Origin of the sequence: Stieleria neptunia, from assembly GCF_007754155.1 — a bacterium.
Lineage (GTDB): Bacteria > Planctomycetota > Planctomycetia > Pirellulales > Pirellulaceae > Stieleria > Stieleria neptunia.
The window spans coordinates 137,327-156,824 of the sequence record NZ_CP037423.1; the positions used below are offsets into that span (position 1 = coordinate 137,327).

20 protein-coding genes are annotated in these 19,498 nt (G+C 59.9%); 17 read left to right on the top strand and 3 right to left on the bottom strand.

Annotated features, from left to right (window positions below):
* Positions 1 to 172 precede the first annotated feature (172 nt).
* From Enr13x_RS00515 to Enr13x_RS00580, 15 genes are all read left to right on the top strand, one after another.
* Positions 173 to 2,722, top strand: a complete 2,550-nt coding sequence (locus Enr13x_RS00515; RefSeq protein WP_145384144.1) for a secretin N-terminal domain-containing protein — start codon at positions 173 to 175, stop codon at positions 2,720 to 2,722.
* Between the two features lie 8 nt (positions 2,723 to 2,730).
* Positions 2,731 to 2,967, top strand: a complete 237-nt coding sequence (locus Enr13x_RS00520; RefSeq protein WP_145384145.1) for a hypothetical protein — start codon at positions 2,731 to 2,733, stop codon at positions 2,965 to 2,967.
* Positions 2,964 to 3,131 carry a hypothetical protein gene (locus Enr13x_RS37565; protein ID WP_197455675.1) on the top strand — a complete coding sequence of 56 codons (168 nt, stop codon included), beginning with the start codon at positions 2,964 to 2,966 and terminating at the stop codon, positions 3,129 to 3,131. Before Enr13x_RS00520 ends, Enr13x_RS37565 begins: the two co-directional genes overlap by 4 nt.
* A complete protein-coding gene (locus Enr13x_RS00525; RefSeq protein WP_145384146.1) occupies positions 3,128 to 4,768 on the top strand; it encodes a GspE/PulE family protein in 1,641 nt (546 codons plus the stop codon). The genes Enr13x_RS37565 and Enr13x_RS00525 overlap by 4 nt, the downstream gene beginning before the upstream one ends.
* Positions 4,769 to 4,773: 5 nt before the next feature.
* Positions 4,774 to 5,979, top strand: coding sequence for a type II secretion system F family protein (locus Enr13x_RS00530; protein WP_145384147.1), 1,206 nt, complete (start codon positions 4,774 to 4,776; stop codon positions 5,977 to 5,979).
* A gap of 94 nt (positions 5,980 to 6,073) precedes the next feature.
* Positions 6,074 to 6,472 (top strand): type II secretion system major pseudopilin GspG, encoded by a 399-nt coding sequence (gene gspG, locus Enr13x_RS00535; protein WP_145384148.1) that lies wholly within the window; start codon positions 6,074 to 6,076, stop codon positions 6,470 to 6,472.
* A 161-nt stretch (positions 6,473 to 6,633) separates the two neighbouring features.
* On the top strand, positions 6,634 to 7,173 hold the full coding sequence (locus tag Enr13x_RS00540; RefSeq protein ID WP_261344165.1) for a type II secretion system protein: 540 nt from the start codon (positions 6,634 to 6,636) through the stop codon (positions 7,171 to 7,173).
* Positions 7,170 to 7,544: a type II secretion system protein gene (locus Enr13x_RS00545; protein WP_145384150.1), complete on the top strand. Its 375-nt coding sequence runs from the start codon at positions 7,170 to 7,172 to the stop codon at positions 7,542 to 7,544. The genes Enr13x_RS00540 and Enr13x_RS00545 overlap by 4 nt, the downstream gene beginning before the upstream one ends.
* A 116-nt stretch (positions 7,545 to 7,660) precedes the next feature.
* A complete protein-coding gene (locus Enr13x_RS00550) occupies positions 7,661 to 8,236 on the top strand; it encodes a type II secretion system protein (protein ID WP_197455677.1) in 576 nt (191 codons plus the stop codon).
* The gene (locus tag Enr13x_RS00555; protein WP_145384152.1) at positions 8,226 to 9,185 is read left to right on the top strand and encodes a hypothetical protein; all 960 of its coding nucleotides are present in this window, start codon (positions 8,226 to 8,228) and stop codon (positions 9,183 to 9,185) included. The genes Enr13x_RS00550 and Enr13x_RS00555 overlap by 11 nt, the downstream gene beginning before the upstream one ends.
* A gap of 36 nt (positions 9,186 to 9,221) precedes the next feature.
* Positions 9,222 to 9,809 carry a hypothetical protein gene (locus Enr13x_RS00560; RefSeq protein WP_145384153.1) on the top strand — a complete coding sequence of 196 codons (588 nt, stop codon included), beginning with the start codon at positions 9,222 to 9,224 and terminating at the stop codon, positions 9,807 to 9,809.
* Complete coding sequence (locus Enr13x_RS00565) at positions 9,806 to 11,188, top strand: hypothetical protein (RefSeq protein ID WP_145384154.1); 1,383 nt, start codon at positions 9,806 to 9,808, stop codon at positions 11,186 to 11,188. Before Enr13x_RS00560 ends, Enr13x_RS00565 begins: the two co-directional genes overlap by 4 nt.
* Positions 11,185 to 11,706 carry a hypothetical protein gene (locus Enr13x_RS00570; protein ID WP_145384155.1) on the top strand — a complete coding sequence of 174 codons (522 nt, stop codon included), beginning with the start codon at positions 11,185 to 11,187 and terminating at the stop codon, positions 11,704 to 11,706. The genes Enr13x_RS00565 and Enr13x_RS00570 overlap by 4 nt, the downstream gene beginning before the upstream one ends.
* Before the next feature lie 108 nt (positions 11,707 to 11,814).
* Positions 11,815 to 12,675: a tetratricopeptide repeat protein gene (locus Enr13x_RS00575; RefSeq protein ID WP_197455678.1), complete on the top strand. Its 861-nt coding sequence runs from the start codon at positions 11,815 to 11,817 to the stop codon at positions 12,673 to 12,675.
* Between the two features lie 593 nt (positions 12,676 to 13,268).
* The gene (locus tag Enr13x_RS00580) at positions 13,269 to 13,730 is read left to right on the top strand and encodes a hypothetical protein (RefSeq protein ID WP_145384157.1); all 462 of its coding nucleotides are present in this window, start codon (positions 13,269 to 13,271) and stop codon (positions 13,728 to 13,730) included.
* A 515-nt stretch (positions 13,731 to 14,245) separates the two neighbouring features.
* Here Enr13x_RS00580 and Enr13x_RS00585 read toward each other — a convergent pair.
* A complete protein-coding gene (locus Enr13x_RS00585; RefSeq protein WP_145384158.1) occupies positions 14,246 to 14,704 on the bottom strand; it encodes an FxsA family protein in 459 nt (152 codons plus the stop codon).
* A gap of 125 nt (positions 14,705 to 14,829) precedes the next feature.
* Here Enr13x_RS00585 and Enr13x_RS00590 point away from each other — a divergent pair, with 125 nt between their 5' ends.
* Positions 14,830 to 15,882 (top strand): alpha/beta hydrolase, encoded by a 1,053-nt coding sequence (locus Enr13x_RS00590; protein WP_145384159.1) that lies wholly within the window; start codon positions 14,830 to 14,832, stop codon positions 15,880 to 15,882.
* Here the strand turns inward: Enr13x_RS00590 and Enr13x_RS00595 are convergent.
* Both Enr13x_RS00595 and Enr13x_RS00600 read right to left on the bottom strand, forming a co-directional pair.
* Positions 15,815 to 18,100 (bottom strand): serine/threonine-protein kinase, encoded by a 2,286-nt coding sequence (locus tag Enr13x_RS00595; protein WP_145384160.1) that lies wholly within the window; start codon positions 18,098 to 18,100, stop codon positions 15,815 to 15,817. The two genes, Enr13x_RS00590 and Enr13x_RS00595, sit on opposite strands and share 68 nt — an antisense overlap.
* Positions 18,097 to 18,672, bottom strand: a complete 576-nt coding sequence (locus tag Enr13x_RS00600) for an ECF-type sigma factor (RefSeq protein ID WP_145384161.1) — start codon at positions 18,670 to 18,672, stop codon at positions 18,097 to 18,099. Before Enr13x_RS00600 ends, Enr13x_RS00595 begins: the two co-directional genes overlap by 4 nt.
* Positions 18,673 to 18,812: 140 nt before the next feature.
* On the opposite strand from Enr13x_RS00600, the gene Enr13x_RS00605 reads away from it, so the two are divergent.
* Positions 18,813 to 19,436 carry a response regulator transcription factor gene (locus Enr13x_RS00605; protein ID WP_145384162.1) on the top strand — a complete coding sequence of 208 codons (624 nt, stop codon included), beginning with the start codon at positions 18,813 to 18,815 and terminating at the stop codon, positions 19,434 to 19,436.
* The last annotated feature ends 62 nt before the right edge of the window (positions 19,437 to 19,498 follow it).

Below are 19,498 nucleotides of genomic sequence, written 5' to 3' on the forward strand. Positions count from 1 at the left end.
ACACCGGAGGGCTCGCGCCCTACCGCTACAAATGTCTCACAGCGCTGCCTGCAGGGATCAAACCGCTGTCGCTTCCCGCCGTCCATTCAACGATCCGAATTGACGCCGCACCCCTGTTTTGCCTACTGCACACGATGACATCGGTCCGGCGCCCTCTCCTCCACCACGCCTTATGAATGCTAGCAATCCGTTTCGACGCAGCTGTTTGCCGCTCGCTATAGCGTTGGCCTTCGTCGTGGCGAGCACTGAAGTGGTGCAGGGGCAAGTTGACGAGGGCGACGAGATCGTCGAACTGAATCTGTCCGGGACCGTCCGCGTCACGACCCTGTTGGACTTGATGAGCAAGCAGTTGGGGATCCGCTTTTTGCACGCCGCGGAGATTGCCCGCCGGGACGTGACGGTTTACACGCCGGCCAAACTGCCCAAGAAAGTCCTGCCCACGTTGTTGGGCAGCCTGCTTCGCGAAGCCAACCTGGCCGTCGTCGATTCCGAGGTACCGGGTTGGAAACGCGTTGTCGACATCGCCGACATCGTCAGCAGCGCGCCGGCCGGCGACGCCGCGGAAATCTCCCGTCGCAACGGCCCCGCCGCCGCGGTGACTCAGGTGTTGCCGATCAAACACATCGACGTCACCACGGCATCAACGTCGCTGAAACCTTTCCTCAGCAAGACGGGATCCAACATCGTCGCACTCGGCGAACAAGGCATCTTGATCGTGTCCGGTTATGCCGCCGACGTACGGTTGGTCGCGGAGTTGTTGGCGATGATCGATCGACCCGACGCCGAGGGGACGATCGAGTTTTACCAGACGCGGCGTCGACCGCCATCGATGTTGATCGATCAATACCAAACGATCCAACCATCCGACACCACAACGAAAGGCGTCTCGGACAAGAAACTGAAGTTGTTGGTTGACAAGACCGGCCGCCGCGTGGTCGTGGCGGGTCGCAAGGATTTGGTCGCTGCGGCGATCGGGCTGCTGGAACGCTTGGATTCCGGCACGGAGTTTTTGACTCGCGTTTATCGGTTGGAATACATCGGCGCGTCTCGACTGGACAATCTGATCAAAGGATTCGTTGAAACGTCTGGCGAGAGCAATCGGGGGACCGCGTCAAAGTCGATCGAAACGACGATCGATGAAGAAGGCAACCTGTTGGTGGTGCGTGCCGGCGCGGAGGTTCACCAGCAGATCGAAACATTGCTGAAGGAACTCGACCAACCGGTGGATTCCGACGAGAGTCCGATTCGGTTTTACAAGCTCAAAAACGCGACCGCGATGGATGTGCTTTATTCGTTGCTGGCGCTGCAAGAGGCCGCCGGCAGCGGCGTCGCCCAAGCCGGGGGTTTGGGCGCGGGAGCGTTTGGGACGCTCGGCGGCGCGACCATGGGTGGAATCAGTCCCGCGATGGGTTTCGGCGGCAATCCGATGGGAGCCGCGGGAGGCGGCGCGAACAACCTGTTTCAAGGCGGGCGATCACGTGCGCGGCAACGACTCGACGAACTCGGCGGCGGATCGTTCGGCGTGGCGGGTCAAAATTTGAGCAACAACATGACTACCAGCCGCGTCCCCAACCAGAACGCCGCACTCGGTTCGGTCGCCGGATTCGGCGCCGGCGGGTTCGGCATGGGCGGGTATGGCGCTGGAGGAGGCGCCGCGGTGGCGACCTTGCCCGGTGGCGCCCGGGTGTCGGCCGACGTCGCGACCAACAGCTTGATCGTGTTCGCACCCTCAAACGTTCAGTCGTTGTATGAAAAACTGATTCGTTCACTCGACCAGCGTCGTCCGCAAGTGTTGATTCAAGCCGACATTCTGGCGATCGACACGAGTGACAATTTTTCGCTGGGGGTGGAGATCAGCGGCGGCGATCGGGAGGGATCCAAGCGGCTGTTCGAATTCACGTCGTTTGGACTCAGCGAAGTCGATCCGACCAACGGGGCGCTGACGATCAATCCAGCGCTGGGGTTCAACGGCGTCTTGGTGGACCCCGAAGTCGCCGACGTGATCGTTCAGGCGCTCAGCCGCCATACGCGCGGTCGCGTCTTGTCCTCGCCCAAGGTCTTGGTCAACGACAACCAAACCGGAACGCTGAACAGCATTTCCAGCATCCCGTTCCAGGCATTCAGCCAGGGAGAAACGACCACACTGACGGGGCTGGGCGGCAACCAAGAAGCGGGCACGACGATTTCCGTCACGCCACACATCAACGAAGACGATCATCTGCAGTTGGAATTTGATGTCGAATTCAGCACGTTTATCGGTTCGACCGGCGGCGACCTGCCGCCGCCGCGACAGATCGACCGGGTCGGCAGTGTCGTCACGATTCCCGATGGCAAAACGATCGTCGTGGGGGGGCTGAAGCGAACCCTCGAAGGCAATTCGTTCACCGGCGTCCCGTGGCTGGAAAAGATCCCCGTGATCCGGGAACTGACCAGTTTGCGCAGCGAAGAACAGACGACGACGTCATTCTTTTTGTTCATTCGGCCCAAGATCCTCCGCGATTCGCAATTCCGGGATTTGCAGTTCCTGTCCGACCTCGAAACCCAAGACGCCCAACTGCCGGCCGACTATCCTGTTAGTGGACCCTTGCTGGTTCCCTGTCCGACGCCCGCGGGATTGGACCCGATCGGATCGGAGCATTTGTCGTCACCGATGCAAGGGAGTGATCCGGTGGAGGAATACGAAGTGATCGGCCAGCCGCAGGTGGTCTACCCGTCGCCGTAATGAATGCCATGAGTGATCACGAATCTGCCGCCGAAGCCTATCGCCGCAAGATGGCCTGGCGGCGAACCCCCGAAGAGAACATGCGTTTGTTTGTCCAGTTGCAGCGGCAAGCGTTCGAAGTCTTGGAAGCGTCTCCCGAAGCCATGGATCACTTCATCCGACGAAACCATCGCAAGCGAAGGCAATCGGAGGTGGACAAACTGCTTCGACGTCACGGGATCACTCACCCCTCCCCGTCTCCATGACCGCCCGCCCGTTCGCCCTGATCGAGTTGCTGCTCGCACATTCGGTACCGTTGGTCATCATCGGAGGACACGTTTCATTGCGTCTGTTGCGCAAAATGAAGCAAGCGTCGGGACGTGGCAAAGATTTGATGGACCTTGAAAACCTGCCGACGGAAGCGACATGACCGAGACGCTCAGCCATGATCGTCACGAATCCGCCACCCGGCAGGCGACCGAGCAACTCGCCGCGCGGCTTCAGATGCCGGTCTCCGAAGACCTGTCCAAGCTGCAGCCCTCGGAGATCTTCTTGAGTCGCATTCCGATCGCGCATGCCCGCGAGCATGGCGTGATGGGGTTTCGCGGCAAGCAGGACGACGACGTCTGGTTGGCGATCGACTCGATGGCCGGTTACGAACACTTAGATATCATCGCCCGCGCGCTCGCTCAACGACCCGAAGGCGGGCTCCGGCCAATGCGTGTGCGCCCGTTGCCGGCGACGACCACCGCCATCGCGCGCGCGATCAACGCAGCCTACTCCGGTCAATCCAGTCGAACGCAGAGTGTGATCGATTCGCTCGATCGTGACGAACTGTTGGGCCAGTTGGCCGGCTTGGGGCCCAAGGAAGACCTGCTGGATACCGAAGGCCGGGCGCCGATCATCCGCCTGGTCAATCACATCCTGTTTGATGCGGTCAAATCGGGCGCGTCGGACGTCCACATCCAACCGTACGAAGACCGGTTGATGGTGCGGAAACGAATCGACGGTGTCCTGTTTGATACGTTTGAAATCCCCAAAACCGTCCAAGAAGAGGTGCTGTCTCGGATCAAGGTCCTGGGCAAAATGAACATCGCCGAGAAACGTTTGCCGCAGGACGGGCGCGCGACGGTGCAGCTCGGTGATCGCACGGTCGACTTGCGGATCGCGTCGCTGCCGACCAGCCACAACGAACGCATCGTGATCCGGTTGTTGGACAAGAGCGCGCGGCTGTACACGCTGGCTGAACTCGGCATGCCGGCCCACGATTTCGGCCGCTTCGCATCGCTGATCGCTCGCGATCACGGGCTGATCTTGGTCACCGGGCCGACCGGCAGCGGCAAAAGCACGACGCTCTATGGCGCATTGCAGGAACTCGACAGCGAAGAATTGAATATCCTGACGCTGGAAGACCCGATCGAGTATCAGTTGGACGGGATCAGCCAAACCCAGATCAATGAGAAAAAGGGGATGACGTTCGCCTCGGGCATGCGGAGCGTGCTGCGGCAAGACCCCGACATCATCATGGTCGGCGAGATCCGCGATGCCGAAACCGCGATCATGGCGATCCAAGCCTCGTTGACCGGTCACCTGGTGTTCAGCACGCTGCACACCAACGATGCCGCCAGCGCCGTGACGCGTCTGTTGGACTTGGGGATCGAACCCTATCTGGTCAGCAGTTCGCTGGTCGCCTCGCTGGCCCAGCGACTGGTCCGCAAGTTGTGCGTCGACTGTAAACGTCCGCGACGCAGCGGCGAGGCGTTGCCAGATGTGCCCGTGTCGCTATTGGAGTCTCATGGTTTGGCGCAATCGGATTTGGTCGGCGTGTTTGAACCGGTCGGATGTGATGCCTGTCGCGGGACGGGATTCCGCGGCCGCGTCGGACTGTTTGAACTGTTGGTCATCGATGACGCCTGCCGTGAACTGGTGCAATCGCGTGCCAATGCGTCGGCGATCCGCGCAGCCGGTTTACAATCGGGCATGCACTTGTTGTCGATGGACGGCTTGTTGAAAGTCCATCAAGGCATCACGACACTCGATGAAGTCCTCCGTGTAACGACGCTGTGAGCCCGATGGCTGTCTTTTCCTATTCCGGTATCGACGCGGCTCGCAAATCCGTCCAGGGAACGGTCAGCGCCGATACCGCGCGGGAAGCCCGTGATTCGCTGCGTGGCCGCGGCATTCACGTGCGCAAGATCTCCGCCTGCAAACACCGCGAATCGAAGTTCCGTCTGCCGCGGTTTTCGTTGATCGGATCGAAGAGTCATTGGGCGACCGCCGTGTCGGAGTTGTCGATGCTGTTGCACGCCGGCATTCCGATGCTCGATGCGCTTGATACGATCGTCGAGCAGAATCACGGGGCATTTCGCGCGGCGTTGCTGGCCGTCCGCGATCGAGTCGCTGCGGGGGAATCGTTTGCCCAGGCGCTCGGCGGCCGTCCCGATCTGTTCGACGAGGCCTCGGTGCAGATGGTCGAAGTCGGTGAAAACGCCGGGACGCTGGAGGAAGTGCTTTCACAGCTGGCCGAATTCAAACAACGCCAATCCCAGTTCACCGATGCGGTCACGACCGCGCTGGTGTATCCGATCTTTTTGGTTTGCTTTGGAACCGCGGCCGGGGTGTTTTTGATGACCAGTGTCTTGCCGCCCCTGCTGGAAAACTTGGAAGAGACCCTCGACGAACTTCCGTTTCCGACGCGGGTTGCCAAGGCGCTCAGCAGTCTACTGGTCGACAATCGCTGGTTCTGGATCATGGGGCTGGTCGCTGGCGTGGTCGCGTTGACGCTGGCCTTTCAAAGCCGACGGGGCAGGCAGGTGTTTGATCGACTGGTGTTGCGCGTGCCGATTCTCGGTCCGATGCTGGTCAAACAAGGTGTGTCCCGGATCGCGATGATCATCGGAACGCTCTCGCGTAGCGGTGTCGAATTGACGCGTGCGTTCGATCTGGCCGAGCGTTCGACCCGCAACACCGTGTTCCGATCGGCGCTGCATGAATGCGGCAGCCGGATTTCCGCCGGCGAAGAGCTTGCCGATGCCTTGCAACGCAGTGGTGCGTTTCCCCCGCTGGCGGTGCGGGTGTTCTCCATCGGCCAGGAGTCGGGAAAACTCGACGAGATGCTCTTCCGTCTCGCCGAAGACTATGATGAACAAGTCAAAACGGCGTCGGCACGACTGACCTCGTTGATCGAACCGGTCCTGATCCTTGTCTTGGCCGCCATGGTTGGATTTTTGTTGTTGGCCACGATCCTTCCGATTCTGGAGGCTGGAAATGTTTTGTGAGCGACGATTGCCCTCTCAAACGAGTTCATTACATCAGCCTTTTCGCATCAACCTAAAGAGCAACCCTCCCCCTGGGAGGGTGATTTCCGGCAACATGAAACGACGCGGATTCTCACTCGTCGAGTTGATCGTGGTGATGGTGATCCTGGGCATGTTGGCCGGACTGGTCGCCGTTCGCACGCGTGGCTATTTGATCAACTCGCGCAAGAACGCGGTCAAAGCAGAGATCGCGACGATCATCAACGCGCTGGAAACGTTTCGCATTGATCAGGGACGTTATCCGACCGAAGACGAAGGACTGGAGATTTTAAAAGAAGAGACCGAGACCTGGCCCGAAGGTTTCTTGACCAAGATGCCCGTCGATCCTTGGAAGAACCCGTATCTTTACTTCGTCGGCGAAGAAGGCGTCGAAGTGGTCAGCTTGGGCGCCGATGGACGTGAGGGAGGCGACGGAGAGGACGCCGATTTCTCCAGCACGATGTTGGAAGAATGAGCGATCATATGCCGTGTCGGATCCAGAATGGATCGCAGCGATTTGCCGCTGGTGGCGCGGCGCGTGCGAATATCAGCGGACTTCTTTCAGGGGCTGGGTCAGACCGCTGGCCCCCTCATCCCCAGCCCTTCTCCCCCGCAAAGCCGGGGGAGAAGGGAGCCATGGTGTGTTGTGTAGATATCAATGCCGAAGCGGGGCGAGGGGAGCCAGAACTGAGAAGCGCAAACCGTGGCTTCTCCTTGATCGAACTCATCGTCGTCTTGGTGCTGATGGCGGTGCTTGCTTCGCTGGCGACGCTGTCGGTCCGCGGTGTGATCGCTCGACAACGTTTGGGGCGTGCCGTCGAAGTCGTCGAGCAATTTGATACCGCGCTGCGGCGCTCGGCACGCGACCAGCGCCGACAAGTCGCCGGAGTCATCGACCGTGGACGTGGACGACTGACCGTTGATCCCTCGGGTGATCAATCGAGAATGTTTACGTTGCCGCGTCAAGTTTCCATCGATGCGATTCGCTTCGGCCCCGTCTCGGCGTCTCGACAAGGATCGCAAGTGATCGCAAACCGTGACGGATCGTCGCCCAGCTACGCGCTGCGTTTGACCACCGCTGAAACGCGGCGCTGGGTTTTCTTGGTCGGGGGAAGCGGACAAGTCGTGGAGGACTTCAATGACATGGCGGTTGATTTGGCGCTGGGGATGCGATGAACCGGCGACCTGCATTCACGCTGTTGGAAGTCATTGTCGCGTTGGCGCTGATGGGGTCGGTGCTGGTCGGGTCAATGCTCGCGTTCTCGCGGCACCGCAAACAACTGTCGATGGCCGAGAAGCGACTGGAAGCCACCCGAGTCGCCGATCGATTGGTGCACGAACTTTCGGCACAGCAAGGCGGTTTGCCGATCGGCACGCGGGGCGCGGTGGCCGGCAAGCGTGATTGGGTTTGGCAGACGTCGCTGATCGGTAGCACTTCCTTGGCCACAGTTGAGATGCAGGTCGTGCGTTTTGAAATCATGGAAATCGATGCCGCATCGACGTCATTGGTCTCGGTCGATCTGGTCAAACCGGCGGGCGTTCCATGAGGATGCGGCGTCAACAAAGATCGTTAAAGGAATGCCTGCCGGATGGCGTGGGAATACGGGTTGGTGTGCAGGCTTTAGGAACCGTCCAGCTTAGGACGACCGGTTTTTCGAGTGCGATGGCCCTTCCGGGCCGTCGTCCGCTGGACGCCCGACGACGACCTAGAAAGGACGTCGTACATCGCTCCGCCGCCGATGCATTCACGTTGATCGAGATGATCGTCGCGCTGGTGCTGGCGGCGTTGATGATGGTCGGCTTGTTGGGCATCGTGGCCTCGGTCTCGACGCAGTCCACTCAATTGCATCGCGAGCAATTCGATTATGTCGCCGCCGGACTCCTGGCCGATCGTTTGCGCAACGATTTGATCAACGCGCGAGGCATCGCCGCCGGCGCCGACACATTAATTTTGTCAGGATACGTCTCGCCACAGCAGGTGCCCGGCACGGTCCGCTACGAACGGGCGATGATCGGATCAAGACGTTTACTGATTCGCCACATCGGCCGCCAACGCGACGTGTGCTGGGTTGATTTCGGTGCGTTCGAATTCGAAACGTATGACGAGTTCGATGCCGAAGCCCCCATTCCCGACATGACCGGTGGGCTGCTGCCGATGCCCAGTCGCTTTCGCATCGCCGGGCGAGACGCGCAAGGTCGAGTCTTGTTTGACGAGGTGATCGATCATCATGCGGACTGAACGTCGACGCTCGGGATACGTGTTGCTGGCGGTGCTGGCCGTACTGGTGTTGATGGTCACCGTGCTGGCGACGCTGTCCAAGCTCAGCCTGCGCCGTGCGCTCGCCGCGGCCGACGCGCAGGTTCGTTTGCAACAGCGGCTTGGTGCCGAGTCGATTGAACGCGTCCTGTTGCCGCAAGCCGGCAGGGTCTTTGATCAACGGGAAGAACAGGCCGATGCGATCCAAAAATCGACGGGGACGGCGAGCCCGTTTCCCAGACAGATTCGCGGTGCGGTGACGATCGGCGGCGTGACCTTTGACGTCGTCTTGGCCGATGAAGACGCCAAGTTGAATTTGAACCAGGTGTACCACATGACCGGCCGGCGGCGGACCGAGACGACGCTCGGCGAGGTGCTCGGGCCGGTCGCCGCTCGGGCGGTGCGTCTGTTGCCCGCCACCCGCCCGATGACCGCTGCGTTGATGGAATCGGCGGCCGAAGGCGGATCCGACGACGAATCGGATCAGACGATGACGGAAATCCCGCGAGCCTTTCGAAGCTGGGGTGAGGTGTTTGACCTGTCCAGGCTTTCGGCGAGTCTGGGATCCGACGCCGCGCTGCCGTCGGTGAGCGGTGAAATCACGTGTTGGGGCGGCGGCGGGCTGAATCTACGCCGAGCCTCGGAGACATCGATCCGAGCGGCCGCGGGTTGCGTGTTATCCGATGCTGGAGCCCGCCGGCTGGCCAGCCGATATAAAGACAATCCCGTGACGTCGCTGGCGATTTTGGTCCAGCAAGAAGCGAAAACTGAAACCGAACGGCTTCGGCTGCTTAGAATGTTGTCCGAGACCAGCACGCACTTTTCGCTTTGGATCGATGCGTCTGCGGTTGCCCGTGGAAGCATGCGGACCTTTTCGGTGATGCGAACGACCGACGACGGTCTGGCGATCAACGAACGCTTTTCATTTTGAGAGACGTCGCAGTTCAATGAGAGAGATTGCTGACGGATGGATTTGACCGCACAACGACGATTGATCACCGCGTCGACTGCAGGCTTCTTGGCCGTTGCAGCGGCGGGTGTCGTCTGGTCGCTCGCCGGCATCGATCCACCCGCGCGGCAATCCGACAGCACACGCGGATCGAAGCGCGGCATCAACCTGCCGGTTGACCCACCGCAACCCGCGACCGTCCAACAGGCAGCGCGGGTCGACTTGGCTTTGAAACTGCAACAGCCGCTCTACGATCCCCCCAAGCCACCTCCGCCGAAACCCCAACCCAAACCGGATCCCAAACCGGTGGTCGTTCGCAATCCGCCGGCGGTCAAAGCCGCGCGTTTGGATTGGACGCTCTCGGGAACGATCATCGACTCCGATCAGAGCGTTGCGATTTTGACCGATGCGTCCGGCAAGACCGACATCCGTGCTGCGGGCGAAGTCGTTGAACTGTCGCCGCCAGGCGTGTTGGTGCGAAAGATCGATTCAGAAAAGGTCACGCTGGAGGTTCGCGGCACGGAGTCGACCCTGCGATTGAAATCATCCTTTCAGTCCAGCGGCGGCGGCAGGCCCGATCGGCCGAACCGGAGACCGTCCCGATGACCGATCGGTTCTGCATCGATGGCGGTGGATTGGTGGTGCGCACCGAATCGGGATGGTTCCTTCAAGTCGGCGTTGAACAAACCCAACTCGCCGCCGAAACACCGCCGGACGTTGTCGCCGAGCGGTTTGCCCAACTATGTGATTCGGTCAAGGGAGCCGAGAAACGCTGCGTGCTCGGTATGCCCGGCAACGAGTGCTTTTTCGTCTGTGATGAATTGCCCGATTCGATCGACCCCAAAGACCGTAGCGCCGTCACGTTCGAACTGGAACGCCATTTTCCGCTCGACGCCGAATCGATGGTCGCGGACTATTTTGTTCGTGCCGCGTCCAGGCAAATCGCGGCGGTGGCGATCGAAACCCGTCGGCATCAAGCGACGGTCGATGCCCTGCAAGCGGCGGGGATCGAAGTCGTTTCGATTTTGCCGGTGGCGTTTCTGATCGCCAGAGCCTTCTGGCGCAGCGATGCCGAAAAGTCACCGTTCACCTTGTTGATCTTCGCCGCGACATCGGCTGAATCGTTGTCGGCTGAATCGTTGTCGGTCGACGGCGGCGGGGTTTATCGGTGGCGGCAGTTCCATGACGGCGATGATGAACTGCGTCGGCATCAAGCCACCGTCGCGGATCGAGTCGACGCCTCGGAAAGGACCGTCATTGTCGGCCGAAGCGAATTGCCGTTTCCATTGCGTGGCCGAGTCCAATGGTGTGATCGAGCGGCCCTGCGGCTTGCCGCCGAGGGTGCCGGACTTGCCTTGGGAGGGCGCTGGGGGCGTTGGCCGGATTTGCGACGCGGTGACTTGGCACCGAGCGATCCGTTGTTCGCCGTTGCCGGTCCCTTGCGCAAGCTCGCCTGGGCGGCAACGTGTTGCTGTTTGATCCTCGCGATCGCAGCCGGGTATCGCGGCAACCGGTTGGCCGCTGAATCCGAGACGGTTCGGCGACAACAACGCGCCGTGTTTGCCGAAGCTTATCCGGGGCGGCGCGTTCCCGTGATGCTGATGCGAACCGTCCGGGGCGAACACAGCAAGACGCTCGGCTCCCGCGGTCGCGGCGATGCGATCCGCTTGCCGGTTCCCGCCACGCGTGTGCTGAGGGATCTGTACCGCGGTCTGGAACACGCGCAACGTGTCGGCGGCGTGCGGCTGCGGTTGATGGATTTGAAGATCGTCGATGGCGTCTGCTCCGTCACCGTTCGCGCGGTCGACGCCGTCCAAATCGGGACCATCGCCAAGTCGCTCGAAACGATCGGGTTCGACGTCACGCCACCGGCCGCCGAGCAGATCGATCCCAGCAAGGACGAGCCGATACCGACCTACCAATCGACCCTCTCGGCCGTTTGGAACGCGCCCGCCAATCGGGTAGAGGAAGGTGTCGATTCATGAACGCAACGACGAAACGAATGCTGGTCGGCGCAGCCATTGTGCTGCTGGGGCTGTACGCGGCGTCGAGCGTGTTGAACACGTGGTCGGCGGCGAGTCGGTTGCAGTTGGATCGCCAAGATTTGCGCGAGCTGCGACAAAAGCTGGACGAGATCGAACGGGTCGCCGACGCGCCCCGTGTCGCGGCGCTGGAGTTGGAAGAACCCAACCAAATCCTGGATCGCATCAACGCGGCGCTGCAGCAAGCCAATCTGTCCTCCGATTTGCTGTCAAACCAAACGCCCAACCAGCCGCAGCGGATCGGGCAGACCGATTTCAAGCTCCGGCGGGTCGAAATCAAACTCAACGCGGCCACGGTTCCCCAGATCGTCGCCTTTTGTGACGCGCTCAAGGATGAATCGACCGGCAGCTTGGTGAGGGATTTGCAGCTGTTTGATCCCCGACAATCCGGCTCGCGCGAAACCTGGAATTCTCAGCTGACCTTGACCCAGATCATCTTTTCACCGAAAAGCGACACGTGAACGTGCGTTGGTGGAATTGGAATGCATCGAAATGGAGTTCGTAGTGATCGATCGCGGCTAGGTCCGGTGTCTGCTGCGCTGAGGATGACGCGATGTGGTTGCGTCGCCATGTTCTTCGTCTGTCTGCTGCCCGTCGGATGCTCGTCTCTGCAAAGTAAGAATCGATCGGTGGTCAAGGTTCAGACCAAACGGGACACCGAGCGTGCCAATCGTTTGACGTACGCGGGCATCCGATCTCTGCAGAAGCAGCATCTCGACAAGGCGGCGAAACAATTTCGCGAAGCGGTGGAGGCGGATGAGACGTATGGTCCGGCGCACAACAACCTGGGGCTGATGCATTACGAGCAAGGCAACTTGTATCAGGCCGTGATGGCGTTTGAGCAGGCGCGAGACTATTTGCCCGGCGATCCGGCGGTGGTCTACAATTTGGCTTTGGCGCTCGAAGCGGCCGGACGCACCGGTGAAGCGATCGAGCTCTACTACACCGCCAACGCGATGGATCGCGCCAATCCGCTTTATCTCGGCAATTTGGTCCGGTTGCGGGTCCGGCTGGGCGAGCACGATGACGTGCTGGTTCAGCAGCTCCAGGATTTGGCGCTGATCGAAACACGCCCCGATTGGCGACGCTGGGCGGACACGCAGCTGGCGCTTTCGCAAAACGATGTGTTGGATCGCGGCCCGGGCACACCGGATCTGGAGGCGATGGTCGACCGTAAAACCGAGGCGGATTCCGGGGCCCTGCGGACCAAGATCATCGACTTGACACCCGTCATGCCGGCCTCGGCGGAAGAGCCGATCGCCGAACCGTTCGGATTTGACGATCTGCCCGATGCCCCGCCGCACACAGATCCGCCGAACGACCCGTACGGGAATGATCCGACCATGGATTTGACCCCGCCGTCGCCGCCCGCGGTCGACGCGTCAACCTTGGAAGAAAGCTACGTCGAAGACCTGACCGACAAACCCTAATCGTCCGCACACCAAAACATTTGTCCACACGGGGACAGACCCCGGGTGTTTGGGGACAGACCCCGGGTGTTTGATTGTTCACCAGGTAGCTTTCGCGGGGACGGTAGCTTTCGCGGGGACAGACCCCGGGTAGCTTTCGTCCACTCGGGGACAGACCCCGGGGTGTTTGGGGACAGACCCCGCAATGTTTCTTTGTCGACCCGGGGACAGACCCCGCAGGCTTTTATTGTTCAACCGGGGACAGACCCCGGGGTGTTTGATTGTTCACTTGGTGTTCAACCGGGGACAGACCCCGGGGTGTTATGGAGAAGAAACCCACGGATGGCAGTGCGTACCCACGGATGTGATGCAGTCGGGGATCCGTGGGGACGCCTTGCCATCCGTGGTCTGACCCATGACGGAGGGTGTTTGGGGACAGACCCCACGGTGTTTGATTGTTCACTTGGGGACAGACTCCGATGGGGCCGTTTTCGAGAAAGCGCTTATCCACTCTGGCTATTCCTGGGTGATACAATCGCGGCGACCAAGTGAGCGATGACCTTCGCCGATTGGTTCCGCATCCACAGATCCGACATCCACGCCTATGATGAACGTTGCTTGATGGCCGGATCCTGGGCCATGCACCGAATCCTCATCGCATTTTTGGTGATCATGCTTCCGATTGCCGTGAATCCTCTCATGGCATTGAACATACCGTTGTGAGCTTGAATCCATACGAACCAACGTGTCACGCCGATGAAACTGGTCCGATCCGTGGCACCCGGTCGGTCTGGCTGTTGCTCATCACGGCCACGTTTGCAACCGCGTGCATTGCCACCGCAGTACTGATCTTGGTCGAGACAATGGAAATTGCGGATCGACACGGATCTTGGAACGCTGAACTCACCAAGGGCGCAACCGCCTCAGCGATATTCGGTTTGCTCGGCTGTTGTTGGCTGTGCTCGTCGATTCTCTACTGGGTGAGACGCAAGAGGTTTGCAACCATTGTCAATCTTGGTGCCATCGGTTTGGCTGCGTTGTTGATCGTGCTTGCGACGCAAGGGCTTATCCCGTGATCATCGGAACACGTCCCCGTCCAGCCGGGGACAGACCCCGGGTGTTTGTTAGGGTCGCAGCAAACCTCTTCCCCCGGGGGTTTTTGATCGAGGTAGAAGAAACCCACGGATGGCAGTGCGTACCCACGGATGTGATGCAGTCGGGGATCCGCGGGGACGCCTTGCCATCCGTGGTCTGACCCATGACGGAGGGTGTTTGGGGACAGACCCCACGGTGTTTGATTGTTCATTGGTGTTTCGGGGACAGACCCCAGGTGTTTGATAGCACATTCAGCCGGGGACAGACCCCGGGTGTTTGTTAGGGTCGCAGCAAACCTCTTCCCCCGGGGGGTTTTGATCGAGGTAGAAGAAACCCACGGATGGCAGTGCGTACCCACGGATGTGATGCAGTCGGGGATCCGTGGGGACGCCTTGCCATCCGTGGTCTGACCCATGACGGGAAGCTCGGGGTCTGTCCCCGATAGAGGCATGTCCCCGATAGAGGCAGCTGACGGGCTGGAAGCCTATCCCATTTGCTAGCGGCGGGTGGCTCTGCCTTCGATGGTTTTGCTGTCATCGAAGGGGTGCAGAGGTGTGCGTTCAAAGCTTGTGGTGGTGTGGACCTGCACCGACCCGAAGCCGCGGAACATGCGGGAAAGCACGAACTTGCGAATCAGATTGCGTCCGACCGGGACCAGCATCGCGAAGCCGACGATATCGGTCAGCAAGCCGGGCGTCAGCAGCAGTGCGGCGGAAAACACGATCATCAGTCCGTCTTGAATCTCGCGGCTGGGCATCCGGCCTTCGGCCAACGCCAATTGAAACTTTTGCCACGCGATCAGGCCCTCACGTTTGGCCAGCCAAGAGCCGATAATGCCGGTAACGATGACCAGCAAGAATGTCGGGCCGGCGCCCGTGACATCGGCCAGCTGCAACAGCAGGTACAGCTCCACCAGCGGGACGGTGATGAACAGCAGAAGAAGTCGAAGCAGCATCTCGATCGCCTAAAAAGGGCGGAAAAATTGGACGACGGTGTTCCGGATGAACCTGTTTCAATCCGGTCCGTCGGAGTGCCATCCTGACAAAAGTCCCTTACGGAATTCAGCAGGACGCGAATTTCGTGCCAGATCTGGCCATTTCGCAACACCCCCCCGCCAAAATCAATCAGGTGACGATCGTGATCGCCCAATCTTTAACGGTCCCCGACGCGGACGGTTTGTACGCACGGCTCTGGCATCGCGGCGACGGCTCGGAGCGCGGCGTGATGATCCTGGTGCACGGATTGGGGGACCACGGCGGACGATACGCGTCCTTTGCCAAGCGGATGCTGCGGCGCGGCTGGGCGGTTTTCGCTTTCGATCTGCCGGGGCACGGTCGCTCGCCGGGACGACGCGGAATCGTCAAGAGTTACGATTCGCTGTTGCAATTGATCGCGTCGTCGCGTCAGTTGCTGTGGCAGTCCTTTGGCGTCCAGCACCAGGTCGTGATCGGCCACAGCATGGGAGGCAACGTGGCGGTCAATTACGCGCTGCGGAGCGCGGAGTTTGATGCGGTCGAAACGCCGGAACTGTCGGGATTGGTGTTGGTCGCGCCGATGCTGATGCCGCCGAGTTTCCTGGATCGACCCAAGATCTTCGCCGCTTGGGGCACGGGGCAACTGTTTCGTTGGATCCGGCTTTCCAAACCGGCCCGTGCAGAACAATTGACGCGTGACCACGACGCGGCAGAGCGTTTCCGCACCGACCCGTTGCAGCACAGTCAGATCTCGTTGTACCTGGCGACCCAGTTGTTGGCACAAGGGCGTTTCGCGTTGGATCACGCGGCCGCGATCGAGACACCGACGTTGGTGTTGCAGGGGGATGAAGACGAATTGATCGATCAGGCCGCGTGCCGCAACTTGGCGCTACGGATGCGCGAGCGGGCGGAGTTTGTCCGTTGGCCCGGTGGACGTCATGATTTGATCCAAGATGTCGACGCGGAGGACGTGGCGGATCATCTGGCCGGTTGGATGAGCCGCAAGGTCAACCACTTCTCACCGGCATTGCGGTTGGCGCGTCAAGTCGATTTGAACTCCGAAACGCTCGAAGGCCTGCTGACCGACACGACTACAATTGACGGTACTTGGCCCACCACCGGTCGGCCTGCGACTCCGACCAGACGGGTATGTCAGTGATACCGTCGAGTTGATCGATGAGTTGTTGGGCCGATTCCGGGCGATCATTCGGGTCTTTTGACAAACAGCGAAAGACCAAATCGTCGAGTGCGGCTGGGATCGATTGGGTTGTGTATTCGCTTGGCCGTGAGGGCGGAACATTGGCAAGCTGGTGGAGGATCTCGGCGATGGATTGCCCGTCGACTGCGTTGCGTCCGGTCAACAGAAAGAACGCCACGGCGCCGAACGAAAACAGATCGGATCTGGGATCATTGGTCCCCTGATCGTGAAGCCGCTCAGGCGCCAGATACTGCGGTGTTCCCGCCACCAAATGGCTTTCTGTGATCAATTGTGATGTGGTGGTGTGGATCGGTTTCGCAAGACCGAAGTCGAGCACCTTCACGACATCGGAAGTCCCCCCGCGAATACAAATCATCACGTTGCCCGGTTTCAGATCCCGATGCACGAGTCCGGCATTGTGGGCTTCGCGAAGCGAATAGAGCACCTGCCGCAGCAGAAAGACAGCGCGGGACGGCTCGATCACGGTTTCAAGCTCGACGAGATGGGAGAGCGTTAGACCGTCGATGTATTCCATCACCAGATAAAAGATCCGTTCCTCGGAAACGCCATAGTCTAGAACGCGGACGGTGTTGAAGTGCTCCAGTTGGCTCGCCGATCGTGCTTCACGCTGAAATCTGGCAATGCTGTCGGAGTCGCTGAATTGGGGTTTGAGCAACTTGATGGCTGTGGGGCGTTTCAGCAGCTCGTGCTGCGCTTTGAAGACCTTTCCCATCCCTCCCTCACCGATCTGTTTTTCCAATCGGTATTGTCCCAGTTTTTGGTCTTCGCCGAAGCGATGGCGGAGGCGATTGATGGAATAGTACGATCCGATTGCGATGCACAAGCAGAGTCCGGATTGGACCATCACCGCCAAGGCAAAGACCCGTGTGACGCCTGCTGACGGATCGACTTCATCGGCATCAAACTCGGTCGCAACGCCGACCTGGAGATCATCGAGCCAGCGCCAAGCGCCGACGACCGTGACGCCGCGAAAGTCACGATACCCGTCGACGTCACTGCCGTCGTTACCGGAGAGACACATGCGAGCCATCTTTGTCAGTGGAAGCGCCGCAGCGGGGCCTTCGAACTGATAGCCAGCCGTGGTGTCTCCGCCGGGGTCGTGTAGGTAGATGTGTCGAACACTTGTGTCCGCTGTGGTTGGGATCAACCCGGCTTGCTCGAGTTGTCGATCGAATCGACTGGCGGACAGCACTTGTCCGTCGCGGTCGAAGACGTAGGTTTCACCCGATTCGCCCAGTCGGAACGCTTGCGTGATTCGCATCGCTTTCTCCCGGCTTGTGGAGTCGTGAATCTGCAGCGCGGCAATGACTCGGCCGTCGGCGTTGCGAAGTGGCGTCACGATCGCGAGATGTGGAATGACGGCGGTGCTCTCGTCCAGCGGGGTGATCGAACGATCCTTCTCCAGTGGAAAAAGCTCCGAGCGTCCTTCGAACACGGAAGCAAGAATGCTGGATCCCCACGGCGTTGCGTTGTGACCGATGCGGTCGCCCCCTGAGATGGAATCGGCGATCAGTCGGTAACGCCGATCCCAAATGGCGAAGTGTTCCTCACGTCCGGCCAAGGCCGTGATTTCGCTGCGGATTTTGAAATGGATCGGCGCAGCGAGAGGGGTTTGGGAAAGATCGTCCGCATCGTCTGTGATGCGGATCAGTTCGCCAACGGACTGGCGAAGGCGGTTGCTGCGGGCCCAGGATTCAGCTTTTTCGACTTCGTGATCCAGCCACATTTTCAGTGCAAGGACGTTGCTGTCGACGATTTCATTCAGGGTTTCGCGGCGGACCTCCTTCCGCAACTGTCCGATGTACCGTTGGACGAGAAAGCCGATCAGCGCGAGCAGCAAACAGGAAATCAGTCCGCCGAGGGCCAACTGACCTTGCCGGCCGAGACCATGCGTGAACTGCCACCAATGCTCGACGCCGGCGCCAAACAAATTCCTCCTTGGGGCGGTCAGCACTGTGGGGGAAAAATCTGCGACGGTGGTTTCGGCGGATCGAATGATGGTCCGCGAATCGTCGTGCTCAAGCAACGAATCAACCGCTGCGCGGAGTTCGGGATCGTCGGCGCAGGCGTTTTCCAAGACGCGTTCACGTTCGCCGCGGTCCAGGTCGACCACTCGGAGAAACAGTTCTTTGACTCGACCGTATTGGTTCGGCGTCACGCCTTGTCGTCCTCGTTGAGTTGCTGACGAAGCCAGGCGCGGACGACGCGCCACTCGCGATCGACCGTCGATTTGGAAATGCCCAGGTACTGGGCGACCTCTGAACTCGTCATTCCGCCAAAGAACCGCAGCTCGACGATTTGCGATTGTCGCGGATCGATCTCTTGCAGCTCGGCCAACAGCTGGTCCACGGCGATCAAGTCGTGATCGTGATCGGGCGAAAGAAACAGCTGCTCCTCGAAAGAAATTCTTGTGGCCGAACCGCCTCGTTTCTTGCGATTTCGGCGACGAGCGTTGTCGACGAGGATGCGGCGCATGGCTTTCGCGCCGATCGCCAGAAAATGCGTGCGGCCCTGCCATTGGACCCGTTTTTGATCGATCAGCCGCAAAAACGCTTCGTGGACGAGTGCCGTCGGCTGCAGCGTCACGTCGTTGGATTCGTGCCGCAAATAGGCTGCCGCCATCGAGCGAAAATCCTCATAGACCAACTCCAGCAGCTCGTCGGCCGCCCGTCGCTCACCGCCGGAAACGCGTCGGAGAAGTTCGGTGTGGGGCGGGGTCGGCGTTGTCATAGGGGCTTTTCGAAAAATTTTCGTGAACAGATGACCCATTTGGTGTGAGTCTGTCGCGTTAACGACGTCAACCCAAGCTCGCCCTCTTTGACGCCCCATTGCGTCCCACAACGATCTCATTCATTCAGGGAATACGTTTGATGCCGGAAACGACCACTCTCTTTCTGATCGACCCTGATCCGTCGGCCCGGCGGATCGTCGGCCGGATCGCGGATCAAATGAACATCGATTTCCGGCACTACACAAGCGCCGAGGATTTTCTTGAAGCATACACGCGCCAGACACCGGGGTGCATCGTCGCAGAATTTCGGTTGCTGGGAATCAGCGGAAACGAGCTGCAAAATCGACTCGTTGCCGAGGGCACTTCCCTACCCATCATTTTCGTTTCCGCATTTGCAGAAATCCCGTTCGCGGTGCAGGCGATGACGCAAGGTGCGATCAACGTGCTGGAAAAACCGGTCAGCGAGCAGGCGTTGTGGGATTCCATCCAGCATGCTCTGGCATGTGAAAGACGCGTTCGGCGGATCGATGCAAAGCATGCCGCCGTTGGGAAGCGTTTGGCAAGACTGACTTGCAAGGAACGCGAAGTCTTTGATCTGCTGGTCCAAGGGCACCCGAACAAAACGATCGCGAATCGATTGGGGCTGAGCATTCGAACCGTCGAGGCACGCCGTCATCATATCTTCCGAAAGACCGGCACGAAGTCCCTCGCACAGCTCGTACGGATGGTGGTCGAGACCGAGCGTCGCCGCGGCGGTCACTGAATGCTGCGGGATGTGCCGACGATTCCAGACATCCGATTCTCAGCATTTTCTTTAACGGCAGG

What these genes read in the sequence shown, in the direction of transcription:
- Enr13x_RS00515 (WP_145384144.1), top strand. Translation starts at nt 173, where the DNA reads ATGAATGCTAGCAATCCGTTTCGACGCAGCTGTTTGCCGCTCGCTATA.
- Enr13x_RS00520 (WP_145384145.1), top strand. Translation starts at nt 2,731, where the DNA reads ATGAGTGATCACGAATCTGCCGCCGAAGCCTATCGCCGCAAGATGGCC.
- Enr13x_RS37565 (WP_197455675.1), top strand. Translation starts at nt 2,964, where the DNA reads ATGACCGCCCGCCCGTTCGCCCTGATCGAGTTGCTGCTCGCACATTCG.
- Enr13x_RS00525 (WP_145384146.1), top strand. Translation starts at nt 3,128, where the DNA reads ATGACCGAGACGCTCAGCCATGATCGTCACGAATCCGCCACCCGGCAG.
- Enr13x_RS00530 (WP_145384147.1), top strand. Translation starts at nt 4,774, where the DNA reads ATGGCTGTCTTTTCCTATTCCGGTATCGACGCGGCTCGCAAATCCGTC.
- gspG (WP_145384148.1), top strand. Translation starts at nt 6,074, where the DNA reads ATGAAACGACGCGGATTCTCACTCGTCGAGTTGATCGTGGTGATGGTG.
- Enr13x_RS00540 (WP_261344165.1), top strand. Translation starts at nt 6,634, where the DNA reads ATGGTGTGTTGTGTAGATATCAATGCCGAAGCGGGGCGAGGGGAGCCA.
- Enr13x_RS00545 (WP_145384150.1), top strand. Translation starts at nt 7,170, where the DNA reads ATGAACCGGCGACCTGCATTCACGCTGTTGGAAGTCATTGTCGCGTTG.
- Enr13x_RS00550 (WP_197455677.1), top strand. Translation starts at nt 7,661, where the DNA reads ATGGCCCTTCCGGGCCGTCGTCCGCTGGACGCCCGACGACGACCTAGA.
- Enr13x_RS00555 (WP_145384152.1), top strand. Translation starts at nt 8,226, where the DNA reads ATGCGGACTGAACGTCGACGCTCGGGATACGTGTTGCTGGCGGTGCTG.
- Enr13x_RS00560 (WP_145384153.1), top strand. Translation starts at nt 9,222, where the DNA reads ATGGATTTGACCGCACAACGACGATTGATCACCGCGTCGACTGCAGGC.
- Enr13x_RS00565 (WP_145384154.1), top strand. Translation starts at nt 9,806, where the DNA reads ATGACCGATCGGTTCTGCATCGATGGCGGTGGATTGGTGGTGCGCACC.
- Enr13x_RS00570 (WP_145384155.1), top strand. Translation starts at nt 11,185, where the DNA reads ATGAACGCAACGACGAAACGAATGCTGGTCGGCGCAGCCATTGTGCTG.
- Enr13x_RS00575 (WP_197455678.1), top strand. Translation starts at nt 11,815, where the DNA reads ATGTTCTTCGTCTGTCTGCTGCCCGTCGGATGCTCGTCTCTGCAAAGT.
- Enr13x_RS00585 (WP_145384158.1), bottom strand. Translation starts at nt 14,704, where the DNA reads ATGCTGCTTCGACTTCTTCTGCTGTTCATCACCGTCCCGCTGGTGGAG.
- Enr13x_RS00600 (WP_145384161.1), bottom strand. Translation starts at nt 18,672, where the DNA reads ATGACAACGCCGACCCCGCCCCACACCGAACTTCTCCGACGCGTTTCC.
- Enr13x_RS00605 (WP_145384162.1), top strand. Translation starts at nt 18,813, where the DNA reads ATGCCGGAAACGACCACTCTCTTTCTGATCGACCCTGATCCGTCGGCC.